Annotated in this window: 12 protein-coding genes; 4 read left to right on the top strand and 8 right to left on the bottom strand. The window is 70.7% G+C overall.

What is annotated here, in order from left to right:
* The first annotated feature begins 103 nt into the window (after positions 1-103).
* Positions 104-1,201, top strand: a complete 1,098-nt coding sequence (locus tag ACIA5D_RS29845; protein WP_396033622.1) for a peptidoglycan-binding protein — start codon at positions 104-106, stop codon at positions 1,199-1,201.
* Positions 1,202-1,204: 3 nt separating this feature from the next.
* Here ACIA5D_RS29845 and tmk read toward each other — a convergent pair whose 3' ends face one another.
* A complete protein-coding gene (tmk, locus tag ACIA5D_RS29840) occupies positions 1,205-3,460 on the bottom strand; it encodes a dTMP kinase (protein ID WP_396033621.1) in 2,256 nt (751 codons plus the stop codon).
* 195 nt (positions 3,461-3,655) lie between these two features.
* Here tmk and ACIA5D_RS29835 point away from each other — a divergent pair, with 195 nt between their 5' ends.
* Positions 3,656-4,876 carry an amino acid deaminase/aldolase gene (locus ACIA5D_RS29835; RefSeq protein WP_396033804.1) on the top strand — a complete coding sequence of 407 codons (1,221 nt, stop codon included), beginning with the start codon at positions 3,656-3,658 and terminating at the stop codon, positions 4,874-4,876.
* A 19-nt stretch (positions 4,877-4,895) separates the two neighbouring features.
* Here the strand turns inward: ACIA5D_RS29835 and ACIA5D_RS29830 are convergent, their stop codons facing one another.
* Complete coding sequence (locus tag ACIA5D_RS29830; RefSeq protein ID WP_396033620.1) at positions 4,896-5,525, bottom strand: TetR family transcriptional regulator; 630 nt, start codon at positions 5,523-5,525, stop codon at positions 4,896-4,898.
* Between the two features lie 134 nt (positions 5,526-5,659).
* On the opposite strand from ACIA5D_RS29830, the gene ACIA5D_RS29825 reads away from it, so the two are divergent.
* The gene (locus ACIA5D_RS29825) at positions 5,660-6,964 is read left to right on the top strand and encodes a D-arabinono-1,4-lactone oxidase (RefSeq protein WP_396033803.1); all 1,305 of its coding nucleotides are present in this window, start codon (positions 5,660-5,662) and stop codon (positions 6,962-6,964) included.
* 46 nt (positions 6,965-7,010) lie between these two features.
* On the opposite strand, the gene topA is transcribed toward ACIA5D_RS29825, so the two are convergent.
* The 6 genes from topA to ACIA5D_RS29795 all read right to left on the bottom strand — a co-directional run bounded on the left by topA (position 7,011) and on the right by ACIA5D_RS29795 (position 15,200).
* Positions 7,011-9,818 carry a type I DNA topoisomerase gene (gene topA, locus ACIA5D_RS29820; protein WP_396033619.1) on the bottom strand — a complete coding sequence of 936 codons (2,808 nt, stop codon included), beginning with the start codon at positions 9,816-9,818 and terminating at the stop codon, positions 7,011-7,013.
* A gap of 195 nt (positions 9,819-10,013) precedes the next feature.
* Positions 10,014-11,174: a hypothetical protein gene (locus ACIA5D_RS29815; protein WP_396033618.1), complete on the bottom strand. Its 1,161-nt coding sequence runs from the start codon at positions 11,172-11,174 to the stop codon at positions 10,014-10,016.
* A 15-nt stretch (positions 11,175-11,189) separates the two neighbouring features.
* The gene (locus ACIA5D_RS29810) at positions 11,190-11,720 is read right to left on the bottom strand and encodes a hypothetical protein (protein WP_396033617.1); all 531 of its coding nucleotides are present in this window, start codon (positions 11,718-11,720) and stop codon (positions 11,190-11,192) included.
* A gap of 81 nt (positions 11,721-11,801) precedes the next feature.
* The gene (locus ACIA5D_RS29805) at positions 11,802-14,156 is read right to left on the bottom strand and encodes a sodium-translocating pyrophosphatase (RefSeq protein ID WP_396033615.1); all 2,355 of its coding nucleotides are present in this window, start codon (positions 14,154-14,156) and stop codon (positions 11,802-11,804) included.
* A 247-nt stretch (positions 14,157-14,403) separates the two neighbouring features.
* Entirely contained in the window at positions 14,404-14,844 is a 441-nt protein-coding gene (locus ACIA5D_RS29800) for an ATP-binding protein (protein ID WP_396033613.1), read from the bottom strand.
* The gene (locus ACIA5D_RS29795) at positions 14,841-15,200 is read right to left on the bottom strand and encodes an STAS domain-containing protein (protein WP_396033612.1); all 360 of its coding nucleotides are present in this window, start codon (positions 15,198-15,200) and stop codon (positions 14,841-14,843) included. Before ACIA5D_RS29795 ends, ACIA5D_RS29800 begins: the two co-directional genes overlap by 4 nt.
* Positions 15,201-15,321: 121 nt before the next feature.
* Here ACIA5D_RS29795 and ACIA5D_RS29790 point away from each other — a divergent pair, with 121 nt between their 5' ends.
* Positions 15,322-17,616 (top strand): DEAD/DEAH box helicase, encoded by a 2,295-nt coding sequence (locus ACIA5D_RS29790; protein ID WP_396033611.1) that lies wholly within the window; start codon positions 15,322-15,324, stop codon positions 17,614-17,616.
* Positions 17,617-17,619: the final 3 nt, after the last annotated feature.

The following is a 17,619-nucleotide window of genomic DNA, read 5'->3' as shown; positions in this document are numbered from 1 at the left end:
GTTGTCGTGAACGGCTTGTTGCTCTGGGGACTCGTGCTGCCAATTCTGCTGGTGGTCGCCGGGACTGTGGTGATCCTGCGTCGCCGCAACGGCCGGCGGTGACATGAGCCCGCGGCGATGGCCGGCGGTCGCGGCCGGTCTTGTCGTGCTGGCGATGGCCGCCGGTTGCGGCGGCGGGGACGGCGACGCGCGCTCCTCGCTGGCCCAGAGCCGGGTGGAGAAGAGCCGGCAGGCCCTCGACGAGGCGCGCACCGAGCTGACCGCGCGGGTCGGCGAGTTCTGCCGCACGACGGCGAACTACATCCGGGCCCTGGACCGCTACGGCGACGTGCTCACCGGAACGGCCCCGACCGTCGGCGACGTCACCGAAGCGGGCGCCGACCTGGCCGAGCCCCGGTCCGAGGTGATCTCCGGCGCCGAGCAGGTGCAGGAGGCCAAACAGTCGGTGACCGAGGCCGAGAAGGAGCTGGTCGAGGCGCAGGCGGCACTGACCCCGGCGTCGGCCTCGGCCTCGCCGTTGGCCTCGACGTCGGCCGCCGCCTCGCCGAGCGCGACCCCGCTCGTCTCGGTGGCCACGGTGGATCGGGTCAAGCAGGCCGACGCCGACTTCACCGCCGCGCAGAAGGGCATCAGCGCGCAGAGCCCGATCGAAGACGCCTCCGAGCGGTTCAACGCCGCCGCGGTGGCGCTGGAGATGGCCTGGCTGCGGCTCTTCGACGAGGCCGGCTGCCTCACCGGCGACCAGCAGGAGCAGGCCCACCGCGCGGCCCGCGACTACACGCTGGCCCTGCAGAAGTCGCTCGCCGAGGCCGACTACTACCAGGGCGAGATCGACGGGGTGTACGGGCCGACGACCGTGGACGCGGTCTCGGCGCTTCAGGAGAAGCACGACCTGCCGGTGACCGGAACCGTGGACAAGGCCACCGACGCCGCGCTACGGGCCGACCTGGAGGCTAAGGGCGGCGCCGCGGCCGAGCAGGCCGTCGCCTCCACCGCGGCGGTGCAGCAGACGCTGAAGCTGGCCGGCCACTGGCCCGGGGCGGTCGACGGCACGTGGACGCCGGAGCTGACCGAGGCGCTCAAGGCGTTCCAGACCGAGCTCGAGGTGAAGCCCACCGGAACGGTCGACGCGGCAACCATCGCCGCCGTCCAGAAGAAGGTGACCACGGCGGCCACGCCCAGCCCGGCGACCTCGAGCTGAGCCTCACTTCCTCCGGTGCGGAGGGGTTTCGTCCTCGACGCCGAACAGCTCGGCCAGCTCTTCCAGAGGGGGCTCCCTGTCCCGCTCGGACGCGGCCCGGCTGGATGCGGTCCGGTCCGACGCCGCCTGGTCCCGCGCCGCCCGGTCGGGCGCTGTCAGGTCGGGCGCTGTCAGGTCGGGCGCTGTCAGGTCGGGCGCTGTCAGGTCGGGCGCTGTCAGGTCGGGGCCCGGGGGCAGGTCGGTGGAGGCGGGCGCCGGGGGCGGTGGCGCGGCCGCGAGCAGACCGGCGAGGCGCTCGCCGACCGCGGCGGTGATCTCGTCGGCCGGGCGGGCCGCGTCGAGCACCAGGTAACGCTTGGGATCGGCGGCGGCCAGGTCAAGGAAGGCGTACCGGACCCGCTCGTGGAACTGGCGCGACTCGCTCTCGAGGCGGTCCTGGCCCTGGCCGCGCGCGTCGACCCGGCTCAGTCCGACCCCGGGGTCGACGTCGAGCAGCACCACCAGGTCGGGCTTCAGGCCGCCGGTCGCCCACGAGGAGAGCCAGGAGATCTCGGAGACCGGCAGGGTACGGCCGGCGCCCTGGTACGCCAGCGACGAGTCGACGTACCGGTCGCTGACCACCACCGCGCCGCGGGCCAGCGCGGGACGCACGACGGTCGCCACATGGTGGGCGCGGTCGGCCGCGTACAGCAGGGCCTCCGCCCGCGGCGCGGGTGACTCGCTCTTGTCGAGCACCAGCTGGCGGATCCGCGCGCCCACGTCGGTGGCCCCCGGCTCGCGGGTGACCACGACGTCGCGGCCCCCGTCGCGCAGCGCCGACGCGAGCCGCTCCACCTGGGTGGACTTGCCGGCGCCCTCGCCGCCCTCGAAGACCACGAAGACCCCGGTGCGCACGAACTGCTCGGCGGGGGCGAGCGGCCGGCCACGGATCGAGCCCCACAGGTCGGCGAGCACGGGCACGCCGTGCTTGTCATCCATCTGCCGGAACGAGCTGATGCCGACCCAGATGCCAATCGCGCCCGCGACCAGCAGCAGCACCCGGGTGAACGACACCTGGACGCTGAACGCGCCCAGGTCGACCCGGCGGGAGCTGCCCAGGCCGACCAGGAAGCCGGAGAGCGTGATGGCCAGCAGCAGCACCATTCGCACGCCGATCTGCACGACCGCGAAGACCCGGCCGCGGACCGCGTCGTCGACCTCGCCGTACAGCAGCGTGGTGCCGGCCAGGAACGCCATACCGGCGCCGGCGCCGACCAGCAGCGCGCCGACCAGGGCCATGGACAGATGGAACGCGACGCCGAGGAACATCACCGAGCCGCTGGCCAGCACGATGCTCATGCCGAACCAGCGGCGCCGGGAAAGCTCACGAATGATCATCGGGCCCAGGCCGATGCCGACCGCGAGGCCCATGAAGATGGTGCCGAAGAGCAGGTAGAAGGCGGCCTCGCCGGCGCCCAGCGAAGTGGCGAAGGTCTTCGCCGCGCCGATCACCACGCCGCCGGCCGCGAACGCGCCGAAGATGCCCAGCACCAGGCCACGCACCAGCGGGGTGCCGCCGATGTACTTCCAACCGTCGAGGAACTGCCGGAACATGCTCTGCTGCGCCTCGCGCTGCCGCTCGGCGCTCTTGCCGCCGATCTCCTTGATGCCGAAGAAGACGGTGAGCGCGGTGGCGAGGCGGGAGAACGCGTTCAGGTAGAGCGCCAGCTGCACGGGCTGGGCCCAGTCGGGCAGCGTGACGCCGGACTGCTGGACACCGGCGGTCAGCGCGGAGAGCGCGAGCGCGGCCAGGATCGGCGTGATGCCGTACGTGGTCACCAGGGTGAGCTGGTTGCTGATCTCGATGCGGGACTTGGGGATCAGGTTGGGGACCGCGGCCTCCTTGGCCGGGATCCAGATCAGCGTGACCGTCTCGCCGATGAACGTGGCGATGGTGGCCCAGGCGACGATGACCCCGGGCGAGGCGCCGATCAGCGCCACGATCGGGATCGAGCCGTAGAAGACGAACCGGATCAGGTCGGTGATGACCATCGTGTAGCGGCGGTCGAACCGGTCGGCGAAGACACCGGCGATCGGGCCGAGCAGAAGAGCGGGCAGCAGCCGTACGGCGATCGTGCCGCCGAATGCGGCGCCCTGCCCCGCGCTGCTCTGGAACTGCGCGGCCGCGAAGATGCCGGTGGCGAGCAGGCCGATCCAGTCGCCGAACGAGGCCAGGCCGAGCACCAGCCACAGTCGCCGGAACGGCCTGATGCGCAGCACTGACCGCAGCGCCGCGACCCCCGACAAGTCGACAGGTCCGGTTTCGCGCGATTCGGTGTCGATGGCCGTACCTCCCGTGATTCCAGCAGGTGCACTCTAACCGGCGACCCCGGCGCGCCTGGTCTCGCACGTTCGGGTAGCGCAAAAGTGAAGGTCTTTCGCATTGCCCGATGAAGGCGTTACCGTGCTCGCGTGATCCCCCGAGACCGCGGCACCCTGCAGAAGCGCCTCGACCGGGCGACCGGCGACCTCGAGACGCCGATCGCGGCGGTCGACCTGGCCGCCTTCGACGACAACGCGGCCCAGCTGGTGGCCCGGGCCGGCGGCAAGCCGGTGCGCGTGGCCAGCAAGTCGGTGCGTTGCCGGCAGCTGATCGAGCGGGTGCTGGCCAAGCCGGGCTGGCACGGCGTGATGGCGTACACGCTGCGCGAGGCGGTCTGGCTGGTACGCGAAGGGGTGACCGACGACGTCCTGGTCGCGTACCCGACAGTGGACCGCAAGGCGATCGCCGACCTGACCTCCGACCCGGCCCTGGCCGGATCGATCGCTCTCATGGTCGATCACCCCGGCCACCTCGACGTGGTCGACCGGGTTACCCCGCCCGGCAAGCGTCCGGACGTGCGGCTCTGCATCGACCTCGACTCGTCCTGGAAGCCCGGCCCGCTACACGTGGGCGTACGCCGCTCGCCGATCCACTCGGCGGCGCAGGCCTCCGCGCTCGCCCGGCGCCTGGTCGAGCGGCCCGGCTTCAAGCTGGTCGGGATGATGTCGTACGAGGCGCAGATCGCCGGCGTGGGCGACGCGCCGCCTCGTCAGGCGCTGCGCGGACGGGCCATCCGGCTGATGCAGTCCCGCTCGTTCCCCGAGCTGCTCAAGCGCCGCGCCGAGGCCGTCGCCGCGGTCCGCTCGGTGCTGGCCGCGGAATCCGGCGCCGACCTGGAGTTCGTGAACGGCGGCGGCACCGGCAGCGTGGCCGTCACCGGCGCGGACCCGGCGGTCACCGAGGTCACCGCCGGTTCGGGGCTGTTCGGTCCCACGCTCTTCGACGCGTACCGGAGCTGGCAGCCCACCCCGGCCGCCTTCTTCGCGCTCTCGGTCGTGCGCCGCCCGGCGCCGCGCATCGCCACCGTGCACGGCGGCGGCTGGATCGCCTCGGGCCCGGCCGAGCAGTCCCGCCTGCCGCAGCCCTATCTGCCGGAGGGGCTGCGGTTCAAGCCCGACGAGGGCGCCGGCGAGGTGCAGACGCCGTTGCTCGGCGACACGGCCGACACGCTGCGCACCGGCGACCGGGTGTGGTTCCGCCACGCCAAGGCCGGCGAGCTGTGCGAGCACGTCAACGAGCTCCAGCTGATCGACGGTGAGACAGCGACGCCGGCCCCGACGTATCGGGGAGAGGGACATGCCTTCTTGGGCTGACAGAGACGGGGGTAACTGCTCAGGCCGTCACATGACGGTGCAGATACTCCCGAATCAGGGCCTTTGCCTCGGTAAGCACCGATTCGTCGCCATTGGTGTCCCGGCGGAACGCCAGCTTGATCAACGCGTCCGCCGCCTCGACCGAGATCTGCAGCGCGAACCGCAGGCGGGCCCGGTCGATCAGCTGGAACTGGTCGACCAGCAGCTCGGCCAGCCGGTCGGCGATGACCGCGTTGTTGTCGCGCTCGACGTCCAGCAGGTGAACGTCGACCACGTCGCCGAAGTGGAGCGTGCGGAAGCCCGGCACGCTGCGGTGCATCTGGATGTAGACGTCGATGGCCGCGTCGACCCCGTCCCACCAGTGGGCGAAGGTCTCGCTGCCGAACCGGGCGGACAAACCCTGCAGGTACGCGTCCATGTTGCGCATGGCCAGCGCCTGTACGATCGCCCGCTTGTCGGGGAAGAACTGATAGACGGAGCCGATGGCAACCTCGGCTCGTTCGGCGAGCAGCGTCGTGGTCAGGCCCTCGTAGCCGACCTCATCGACGAGCTCGGCGCAGGCGTCGAGCATGCGCTGGACCCGGGCAACGCTTCTGCCCTGCACCGGAACGCGCCGCAGCGGCCCGGTGGTGACGGTTGGTGTCGACACGCGTCGCCACTCCCTCTCAGCAGTGATAATCGGAACGTTACTCGGATCAACGAGCGAGGGGCATCGACGGGACGCGGAGGACACTCCGTACGCCCAGTTTTGTGCGACTGTCCGCTCGTACGGAGGACAAAGCCATAATGACGACCCCTGTCATCGCTCGCCGCTGGACCAACTGGGGCGGCAACCAGCAGGCCCACGCGACCGACATCCTGACTCCTGGCACTGTCGACGAGGTCGTGGCCCAGGTCAAGGAAGCGTCCAATTCCGGACGCCGCATCAAGGCGGTGGGCAGCGGACACTCATTCACCGACATCGCTGTGGCCAACGACCAGCGGTTGTTCCTGCATCGCCTGGCCGGGCTGGTGTCGATCGACGCGCCGCTGGTCACCGTGCAGGCCGGGATGCCGCTGCACGTGCTGAACGCGGTGCTCGCCGAGCACGGGCTGGCCATGCCCAACCTCGGCGACATCGACCAGCAGACGGTGGCCGGGGCGATCTCGACCGGCACGCACGGCACCGGCGCGGAGCACTCGACGCTCGCCTCATGCGTCGAGGCGGTCAAGCTGGTGACTGGCTCGGGCGAGGTGCTCGAGGTGGGCAAGGACGACCCGATCTTCCCGGCCGCGCGGCTCGGGCTGGGGGCGCTGGGCATCCTCGTCGAGGTGACGCTGCGCTGCGTGGACGCGTTCACCCTGCTGGCGGACGAGCGGCCGATGCCGCTGGCCGAGGTGCTGGCCGGCCTCGACGAGTGGATCCCGGCCAACGACCACGTCGAGTTCTACTGGTACCCCTACACCGACCGCGCCCAGCTGAAGATCAATAACAAGGTGCCTGCGCACGACCGGCCGCTGTCAAGGTTGCGCGGCTGGATGGACGACGAGTTCCTCTCCAACACGGTCTTCGGGGCGGTCTGCAAGCTCGGCAGGGCGGTGCCGGGCGTGGTGCCGGCGGCCAGCGCCGTCGCGGCCCGCGCGCTGACCGCGCGCACCTACACCGAGCGGTCCGACCGGGTTTTCTGCACGCCGCGGCGGGTGCATTTCACGGAGATGGAGTACGAGATCCCGCGCGCGGCCCTGCCGGAGGTGATCGGGGCGCTCCCCCGCGTGATCGAGGGGCTGCCGTTCAAGGTCCAGTTCCCGGTCGAGGTGCGCTTCACCGGGCCCGACGACGTCTGGCTCTCGCACGGGTACGGGCGCGAGTCGGCGTACGTGGCCGTGCACCAGTTCACCGGGGTCGACTACGAGCCGTACTTCCGGGCCGTCGAGGCGGTCTGCCGGCCACTCGGCGGCCGGCCGCACTGGGGCAAGCTGCACTACCGCTCGGCCGACGACCTGCGCCCGGTCTACGAGAAGTTCGACGACTTCGTGGCCGTACGCGACCGGATCGACCCGGCCCGGGTCTTCAGCAACGAATACCTGGACCGGGTGCTCGGCAGCTGACCCGCTCGCCTACGCGGCGGAGGGCGCCGCCTTCTCGCCTTCTCGCCTACTCGGCGGAAGCCGCCGCCTTCCGGGGGGCGGCCTTCTTCGCCGGGGCCGCCTTCTTGGCGGCGGTCGTCTTCTTCGCCGCGGTCGCCTTCTTGGCCGGCGCCTTCTTGGCCGCGGTCTTCTTCGCGGCCGCCGGCTCGGCGTTCTTGGCCGGAGCCTTCTTGGCCGCCGCCTTCTTCTTGGGCGCCGGACCCTTCGCCCGCTTCTCGGCGAGCATCTCGGATGCCTGCTCGACGGTGAGCTCCTCGGGCGTCTGCCCGCGCCGCAGGGAGGCGTTGTACTCCCCGTCGGTCACGTACGGCCCGAAGCGGCCCTCCTTGATGATCATCGGCTTCTCGGTGACCGGGTCGGGGCCCATCTCGCGCAGCGGCGGCTTGGCCTCCCGGCGCTGCCGGTTCTTAGGCTGCGCGAGCAGGGCGAGCGCCTCGTCGAGCGTGACCGTGAAGAGCTTGTCCTCGCTCTCGATCGACCGGAAGTCGTCACCGCGCTTCACGTACGGCCCGTAGCGACCGTTCGCGGCGACGATCTCGTTGCCCTCCTGGTCCTTGCCCAGGACGCGCGGCAGGCTCAGCAGGCGCAATGCCTGGTCGAGCGTCAGCGTCTCGGGCGACTGGCTGCGGAACAGCGACGACTTGCGCTCGCCGGCCTGCACGTACGGCCCGAAGCGGCCGGACTTGAGCTGCACGGACTCGCCGGTCGCGGGGTCGTCGCCCAGCGACCGCTCACCGCCGCCGCCCAGGAAGAGCTCGCTGACCTTCTCGGGGGTCAGCTCGTCGGGCGCCACGCCCTCGGGGATGGAGACCCGGTCTTCGGGCGACTCCTCGGTCGCCTCCGGCAGCTGGCGCTGGAGGTAGGGCCCGTAGCGGCCGACCCGGACGACCACCTGGCGGCCGGCCTCGTCGGCGAAGAGCGGGATCGAGTTGACCGAGCGCGCGTCGATCGCGCTCAGGTTCTCGGTCACCATCTTCTTCAGCCCGCCGGCCGCGGCGATCGTGTCGTCGGCGCCGGCCGTCTGGCTGCCGAAGTAGAAGGAGGTGAGGAAGTCCAGCGCGGCATGATCGCCACCGGCGATGTCGTCGAGCTGGGTCTCCATGGCCGCGGTGAAGTTGTAGTCGACCAGCCGGGGATAGTGCCCCTCGAGCAGTCCGATCACCGCGAACGCGAGGAAGGACGGGATCAGGGCCTGGCCGCGCTTCTCCACGTACCCGCGGTCCTGGATCGTCCGCATGATCGACTCGTACGTCGACGGGCGGCCGATGCCCAGCTCTTCGAGTGCCTTGACCAGCGACGCCTCGGTGTAGCGGGCGGGCGGAATGGTGTGGTGGCCGGACGCGGCCAGTTCCTCGGCGGTCAGCGGCTGGTCCTTGACCAGGGTGGGCAGGCGGCGCTCGGCGTCTTCGGCCTCGGCGTTCTCGTCGTCGGAGGACTCGACGTAGGCGCGCAGGAAGCCCGGGTCGGTGATCGTCTTGCCGGAGGCGGCGAAGTCGACCTCCTCGCCCGTCGTGGAGATCGCGCGGATCCGGACGCTCACCGAGTTACCGACGGCGTCGGTCATCTGCGACGCGATCGTGCGGCGCCAGATCAGCTCGTACAGCCGGAACTCGTCGGCCGACAGCTCGTTGGCGACCTCGCCCGGCGTGCGGAAGTTGTCGCCGGCGGGGCGGATCGCCTCGTGCGCCTCCTGCGCGTTCTTGACCTTGCCGGTGTAGCGGCGCGGCTGCGGCGGCACGTTGGCCTGGCCGTAGAGCTCGGCGATCTGCCGGCGCGCCGCGGTGAGCGCGGTCTCGGACAGATTCACCGAGTCGGTACGCATGTAGGTGATGTAGCCGTTCTCGTACAGCCGCTGCGCGGTGCGCATTGTCTGCGAGGCGGAGAACCGCATCTTGCGGGCCGCTTCCTGCTGCAGCGTCGAGGTGATGAACGGCGCGTACGGGCGGCGGCGGTACGGCTTCTCCTCGACCCGGGTGACCGTGAACGGCCGGTCTTCCAGGCGGGCGGCCAGGCCGCGGGCGCCGGACTCGTCGAGGTGCACCACGCCGGAGCCGGGCTTGACCTGGCCGGTGGTGGGCTCGAAGTCCTTGCCGGTGGCGATCCGGTCGCCGTCCAGGGCGATCAGCGTCGCGGAGAAGTTCCGCGGCCCCTCGATCTTTCCCTGCACGGCCAGCGTCGCCAGGATGTCCCAGTACTCGGCGGTGCGGAAGGCCATGCGCTGACGCTCGCGCTCGACCACGATGCGCGTCGCGACCGACTGGACCCGCCCGGCGGAGAGGCGGGGCATCACCTTCTTCCACAGCACCGGGCTGACCTCGTAGCCGTAAAGACGGTCGAGGATGCGGCGCGCCTCCTGCGCGTCGACCAGGTCGCGGTCGATTTCGCGGGGGTTGGCCACCGCGGCCTGGATGGCCGGCTTGGTGATCTCGTGGAAGACCATGCGCTTGACGGGGACCTTGGGCTTGATCGTCTCGACCAGGTGCCAGGCGATCGCCTCGCCCTCGCGGTCCTCATCGGTGGCGAGGAAGATCTCGTCCACCTCTTTCGACAGCTTCACCAGCTTGGCTATCTGTGCCTTGCGGTCCTGGGAGACGACGTAGAGCGCGTGGAAACCGTTGTCGACGTCGACGCCGAGCCGCGCCCACGACTCGCCCTTGTACTTGGCGGGCACGTCGGCAGCGTTGCGCGGCAGATCACGGACATGGCCGAAGGAGGCCTCGACGAAATAGTCGGGGCCCAGATAACCGGCGATCGTCTTGGCCTTCGACGGGGACTCGACGATGACCAGACGGATCGTCCTGGCGGCACTCGGCACGGCACTCCCAAACTTCGCACTCAGCGTCCCGCCATCTCTACCGGCGGGTCACAGACTTTCAACGTAACGCGCCGGACGGGACCGCATTCCCGGGGAACCCCGGACTCGGATGGTAACGGTCCGGCCACCGCATGCGTCCGACGGCGACACCGTACACCGCGAAAGGTGAGTCGTGTCGCACACAATCCCGGAAGATCACGCACCTGCGCGGTCCGGCCACACGTGCTCCGGAGCCGCATCGGGGCGCTCGCCGACCAGCTCGGCAAGACGCCGCAGCCGCCGTTTTCCGGCGATCACGTAGCGGCGTCCGTCATCCGACAGGCGGCCGGCCAGACCGACGCGCACCAGCGCGGCATCGACCGCGACCATGTCCTTGACCGGGTCCAGCCCCAAAGAATACCCGCTCGGCACGGGTTCGCCCGCCGCCGCGACCCACAAGCGAAGACGAGGCCCGGACAGGAAGAGCTGCGTGGCGGCCTCCGGCCAGCCGCGGGCCAGGCCATTCAATCGACTGGAGTACGCCGTGAGCACCTCGAACCGGGGTTTCGGCTCGGGTGCTGGGTGGTCTGTGCCATATTCGTCGGTTTCGTCGGCGTCTGCCTCTTTGTGAAGCTCCTCCCTGGGATCGGGCTCGGCCGGGGATGTCGACCGGCCGAGCTCATCCGATTTTTCGGATTCCTCCTCACTTGCGGCCGGACGCCGGCCGGATGTGAGAGAGAGCTCCCCTGGTACAGGAACGCGCCGGCCGGCGTCCGGGTGTTGTGGATCTCTCCGGCCATCTTCAAGGAGATCGTCGTCGACCGGCTCATCCGCAGCGGAGGACTCGGGCCAGGGGTCGGGCTCGGGATAGGCGTCGGGCTCGGGATAGACGTCGTCGAAAGGATCGGATTCTGGCGCGTGATGGTTTTCGACGGCCCGATTCCCGGGCGGCGCCGGGGAGCGCCCGCCCCGCGGTTCGTGGTGCTCCTCCGCCCGTACATCTGCATCTTGATCTTGATCTTGATCTTGGTCGTGAAGCGGACGCCAGTGGGCGGTCAAGCCGCGCGCGACCAGCTCGGAGACCAGGACATGGACGCGCCACGCCGCATCGACCTCGACCGACACCCGGGCCGTGCCGCCCATGCGGTCGAGGCGGCCGGGGCCCGCGAGCAGACCGGCGAGATCGGCGGGCGACGGCTCGGTGGTCTCGGCGCCGAAGAACGGCAGCTGACGGCCGAGATCGGACAAGGGCCGGCGCTTGGCCGCGGTGGCATCGCCGGCGGTCGACCCTGCGGAGGGCGCGGAGAAACCGGGCGCTTTCGGGACCGGCGCCGGCAGCATGTCGCGCGGGATCAGCGGCCACCCCGTCTCGGTCATCGCGGGTCGGTCACCTCACCGGCACTCGGGCACTTCGTCGAAGGCCTGCTTGAGCTCGGGCGAGTCGAGCCTGCTCGTGTCGAGGCTGCTCGCCTGATAGTCGGTGTTGAGCTGGTTGACGACCTTTTCCACCTGCTCGTAGAAGACCTTGGCCGGGGCCGTGGGCAGGCCGTCGATGCCGGTGGCGGCCTTGCCGTAGGCGTCGCGCAGGCCCGCCAGGGCGCCGGTGAAGCTGTCGGCGATCTTCTTGCCGTTGTCGACGTCGGGCACGCCGGCCTCGACCACGCCGGCGCGGGCCCGCTCGCTCGCGTCCTGCGCGCCGGCGAAGAGCCGGCTCAGATTTTCTTTGGCCTGGTTGGGCGTGGTGTTGACGTTGATCTGCTGCTGGGCGCGGGTGGTCAGCGAGCCGATCTCGGTGCGCCACGGACTCAGGGTGCCGCACACGGACGCTGCCCAGGCACGCGCATTCTGCGCGCTTCCGCAGGCCGCGGCGCTCAGCACGAGCGCGACCAGAAGCACTACCGAGAGGGGACGGGCCGCACGCATGGGAAGCAGCGTACGGCCCGGGTGTGACAACCTTCCATGGTGCTCAGGGGGTGCCCGGCCGGGCACCCCCTTCGATGATCGTCAGGCGCTGACCTTCTCGGTCGGGACCGAGTTGCCCGCCGGGGCGTCGTCGCCCATCGTGATCGGCTTGCGCTTGCTGATGAACACGGCCACGACGATGATCGCCGCCGCCACGAGCGCGATGGTCACGCGCAGCGGGGTGTTGGCGTCCGAGCCGATGCTCCAGCTCACCACGGCCGGCGCGATCAGCAGGGAGACCAGGTTCATCACCTTGAGCAGCGGGTTGATGGCCGGGCCCGCGGTGTCCTTGAACGGGTCACCCACGGTGTCGCCGATGACCGTCGCGGCGTGCGCCTCGGAGCCCTTGCCGCCGTACGAGCCGTCCTCGACCAGCTTCTTGGCGTTGTCCCAGGCGCCACCGGAGTTGGCCAGGAACACCGCCATCAGCGTGCCCGCGCCGATCGCACCGGCCAGGTAGGCCGCGAGCGCCCCGGCGCCGAGGCCGAAGCCGACCGCGATCGGGGCCAGGATCGCCAGCAGCCCGGGGGTGAGCAGCTCGCGCTGCGCGTCCCGGGTGCAGATGTCCACGACGCGCCCGTACTCGGGCCGCTCGGTGCGGTCCATGATGCCCGGGTGCTCGCGGAACTGGCGGCGGACCTCCATCACGACCGCGCCGGCGGAGCGGGAGACCGCGTTGATCGCCAGGCCGGAGAAGAGGAAGACCACCGCGGCGCCGATGAGCAGGCCGACCAGGCTGCGCGGGTTGGCGATGTTGAGCAGGCCGAGGATCTCGGCGCCGACGTCCTTGATCCCGGCGTCGGTCAGCGAGCTGGCCAGACTGTTCGTGTACGAGCCGAACAGCGCCGTGGCCGCCAGGACGGCGGTCGCGATCGCGATGCCCTTGGTGATCGCCTTGGTGGTGTTGCCGACCGCGTCGAGCTCGGTGAGGATCTGCGCGCCCTTCTCGTCGACGTCGCCGGACATCTCGGCGATGCCCTGCGCGTTGTCGGAGATCGGGCCGAAGGTGTCCATCGCGACGATGACGCCGACCGTGGTGAGCAGGCCGGTGCCGGCGAGCGCCACCGCGAACAGCGACAGGGTCAGCGACGAGCCGCCGAGCAGGAACGCGCCGTAGACGCCGGCGGCGATCAGCAGCGCCGAGTAGACGGCCGACTCGAGGCCGACGCTGATGCCGGCGAGCACGACGGTGGCCGCGCCGGTCTGCGACGACTTGCCGATGTCCTGCACCGGACGGCGGTTGGTCTCGGTGAAGTAGCCGGTCAGCGCCTGGATGGCGGCGGCCAGCACGATACCGATCACGACGGCGCCCACGGCGACCCAGCGCGGGTCACGGCCGCTGTTGACGATGTCGGCGCCGATGCCCGCGTCGTCGAAGCCGGCGAACGAGCTCGGCAGGTAGATGAAGCTGACCACGGCCACGGCGATCGCGGAGAGCGCGGCCGAGATGTAGAAGGCCCGGTTGATCGCGGTGAGGCCGTTCTTGTCGGACGGACGCAGCCGGGTGATGAAGACGCCCACGACGGCGATCACGATGCCGATCGTCGAGATGATCAGCGGGAAGATCAGGCCGTCCTGGCCGAACGCGGCCTGGCCGAGGATCAGCGCGGCGACCAGGGTGACCGCGTACGACTCGAACAGGTCGGCCGCCATGCCGGCGCAGTCGCCGACGTTGTCGCCCACGTTGTCGGCGATCGTCGCGGCGTTGCGCGGGTCGTCCTCGGGGATGCCCTGCTCGACCTTGCCGACCAGGTCGGCGCCGACGTCCGCGGCCTTGGTGAAGATGCCGCCGCCGACCCGCATGAACATCGCGAGCAGCGCGGCGCCGAAGCCGAAGCCCTCGAGCACGGTCGGCGCGTCGCTGTTGAAGATCAGAACGACGAGCGCGCCGCCGAACAGGCCCAGGCCGACCGTGAGAAAGCCGACCACGCCGCCGGTGCGGAACGCGATGCCCATCGCGGTCTCGCGACCGCCCTGCTCACCGGCCGCCGCGGCCACCCGCAGGTTGGCCCGCGTCGCGAGCGCCATGCCCGCGCCGCCGATGAACGAGGAGAAGACCGCGCCCACGACGAAGAAGAGCGACCGGCCGATCTTGACCCAGACCTCGTTGTCGGTGTCGTGCACCGGCAGGAGGTAGAGCAGTACGACCGCGATGACTACGAAGATCGCCAGTGTCCTGAACTGACGGAACAGGTACGCCGAGGCGCCTTCCTGCACGGCGCCGGCGATCTCCTGCATGTTCTTGGTGCCGCGCCCCGCCTTCAGCACCGACTGGACGAACATCGCGGCGAAGCCCAGCGCGATGAGCGCGAAGACCAGCGCGACGATGACGAATGTGACGTTTGAACCACTCAGGGACACTCCGCCCGCGGCAGAAGTTATCAAGGTCCCGGACATCAATGTCCTCCTGTACACCGACCGCACCCGTGACGACGGACGAGACCGCCCGGGCGCTCCCCCGCTACCGGGGAGACGACAACTGGGCCCCGCGGACGCGGGACCAGGAGCAGTAGCTGATAACTCGCGTACTGTATCGGCCGGTCGTGGTGGTGGTCACACCCGCCTCCGGCCGTGTCGTGGTGATGTTCGCCGCTGTGTTAGCGCGGCGCCAGAGGGGTACAGATCTTTTTTGATCTCTGATGGGTCAGCGGCGCTGGACCGGCCACACCATTCGGACCTCGGTGCCGGGACCGTCCTCGACCGGGCGAACCTGCAGGTCATCGACAAATCCGGCGAGCAGGGCGAAGCCCACTCCGGTGGTGAGCGCGTCCTCGCTCAGCGACTCGGCGGCGAGCTCGTCGGGCGGCAACTTGGCCAGGCCCACGCTCGCCTCGATCGGGGCATGATCGATCACCCGAACGGCATAAGAGTCCGAATCAGACATTTCGACGGTCACGAGATCGGGGAGGCCGTACTGGTTGTGCAATGCCACCGCGCGGGTGCACGCCTCGCCGATCGCCAGCCGGACCTCGTCGAGCAGTTCCTCGGCGACCCCCGCCCGCCGAGCAACCGCCACACCGACCAGCCGTGCCGTCCGGACATGGACCGGCGCCGGAGAGAAAGACAGACGGACCGTCGCCATCACGAAGTCGGACCGCTGCCGTCGCTGTCTGCGGTCGCCGCCTCGATCGTGGGGTAGATCGGGAACACCTGGTCCAGCGCGGTGATCCGGAAGATCTTCAGCAACGACTCCTTGGCGCAGACCAGGCCGAATCGCCCGTTCGCCACGCGCAGCCGCTTCATCGCGCCGACCAGCACACCCAACCCCGTGGAGTCGAGGAAATCGACTCCGCCCAGGTCGACAACCACGTTGCGGGCACCGGCGTCGACGAGCTCGACAAGGCGCTCACGCAGCCTCGGAGCCGTGTACACGTCGACCTCGCCGCCCACCTCGAGCACCGTGTGCTCGGCGACGGTCCGAGTCGCAAGGGACAGCTCCATCGCTCCTCCTCCCTGCGGATCTCTCCTGCGAATCTAACCACCGCCGGGGTTGCCGCTACGCACGGCACCCACCCAGGTACCCGTTTGGGGTTGCGCCCATACCGATGCCAGAGTGCAACGCGTGACGTCCACCGCCCACCGCCCGGCTTCGTTGTCGCAGCTCTCCTCCCCCTCGGTCACGCACATCGAGAACGTTCCGGCCCGTGCGGGCACGCAGGTCCCGTGGCCGGCGTGGGCTTCGCCGTCTTTCGTCGCAGCGTGCAACGCCCGCGGGATCTCGGCGCCGTGGGCGCATCAGGTGGCGGCGGCATCGCTCGCCTTCGATGGCGAACACGTCGTGCTGGCAACCGGGACGGGGTCGGGCAAGTCGCTCGGCTATCAGCTGCCGGTGCTCACGCGCCTGCTCGACGACCCACGGGCGACGGCGATCTACATCGCGCCGGCGAAGGCCCTGGCGGCGGACCAGTTGCGCGCCGTCGCGGGCTTCGGTCTTCCCGACGTACGCCCGGCCACTTACGACGGTGACACGGCGCGCGAGGAACGGGATTGGATCCGGCAGCACTCGCGCTTCGTACTGACAAATCCAGATATGTTGCATCATGGGATGCTCCCCGGGCACGAACGGTGGGCGACGTTTCTGCGGCGCCTCTCGTACGTGGTGATCGACGAGTGCCACGCCTATCGCGGGGTGTTCGGCTCACACGTGGCGCACGTCCTGCGGCGGCTGCGCCGGCTGGCCGCCCGGTACGGCGGGAAGCCCACGTTCATCCTTGCGTCGGCCACTTCGGGCGACCCGGCGGACGCGGCGTCGCGGCTGGTCGGGGCGCCGGTCACGGCGATCACCGAGGACGCGTCGCCGCGCGGGGCCATGACGTTCGCGCTCTGGGAGCCGCCGCTGCTGCCCCCGGTTTCATCCGGATCACTCGATGGGGATCTGCCTCAGGTACGACGGTCCGCGTTGCGGGAGACGGCCGATCTGCTCACCGACGCGGTGGTGAGCGGGGTTCGGACGCTCGCCTTCATCCGGTCGCGGCGCGGCGCCGAGGTGGTGGCCGCGGTGACCCGGCGGCAGCTGGACGAGGCGGTGCCCGGGCTGGGCGATCGCGTGGCCGCATATCGGGCCGGCTATCTCAAGGAGGATCGGCGGGAGATCGAGCGGCAGCTGCTGGCCGGCGAGCTGCTCGGGCTGGCCTCGACGAACGCGCTCGAGCTCGGCGTCGACCTGGTCGGGCTGGACGCGGTGCTGATCTGTGGCTATCCGGGTACGCGGGCGTCGCTGTGGCAGCAGGCCGGGCGGGCCGGGCGCGCGGGCGGGTCGGCCACGGCGGTGCTGGTCGCCCGGGACGATCCGCTCGACACGTACCTGGTGCACCACCCGTCGGCGCTGTTCGGCCGGCCGGTGGAGGCGACCGTGCTCGACCCCACCAACCCGTACGTGCTCGGGCCGCAGCTCTGTTGCGCGGCCTCGGAGGCGCCTCTTACCACCGCCGACCTCGCGCTCTTCGGCAGCGGGGCGCAAGCCGCGGTCGACGGCCTCACCGCGGTCGGGGCGCTGCGCCGCCGCCCGAGCGGCTGGTACTGGACGCACACCGGCCGGCCCGACGTGGACCTGCGCGGCACCGGCGGCGCGCCGGTGCAGGTGGTCGAGTCGTCGACCGGCCGGCTGCTGGGCACGGTCGACGCCGGCTCGTCGCACGTCATGCTGCACACCGGCGCCGTCTACCTGCACCAGGGCGTGACGTTCGTGGTCGACGACCTCGACCTCGACGACGCGGTGGCGCTCGTGCACCAGGAGGAGCCGGACTGGTCGACGCACGCTCGCGACGTGACGGACCTGTCGGTGGTGAGCGTCCGCTCGTACGTGGACGCCGGGCCGGTCGGGCTCTTCCTCGGCGAGGTCGACGTGACGAACCAGGTCGTCTCCTATCAGCGCCGCCGCATCGGCTCGGGCGAGGTGATCGACACCCGGCCGCTCGACCTGCCGCCACGCGAGCTGCGGACGGTGGCGGTCTGGTTCACGGTGTCGCCACGGGCGCTGGAGGCGGCCGGGGTGGCGCCGCCCGACTTCCCGGGCGCCCTGCACGCGGCCGAGCACGCCGCGATCGGGCTGCTCCCGCTGATGGCGACGTGCGATCGCTGGGACATCGGCGGCCTCTCGACGGCCAACCACCCCGACACCGAGGTGCCGACGGTCTTCGTCTACGACGGGCATCCGGGCGGGGCGGGCTTCGCCGAGCGCGCCTACGAGACGGCGGCGGCCTGGCTCAGCGCCACCCGGGACGCCATCGCGGCCTGCGGGTGCGAGGCCGGGTGCCCGTCGTGTGTCCAGTCCCCGAAGTGCGGCAACGGCAACAACCCCCTCCACAAGCCCGGCGCCGTCTCGGTCCTGGACACGGTCCTCGCCGCCCTCCCCTGACGC

It is taken from the genome of Actinoplanes sp. NPDC051513 (genome assembly GCF_044454685.1).
GTDB lineage: Bacteria > Actinomycetota > Actinomycetes > Mycobacteriales > Micromonosporaceae > Actinoplanes.
The sequence above is the reverse complement of the archived record's forward strand: the minus strand, read 5'-3'. Positions and strand labels throughout refer to the sequence as shown.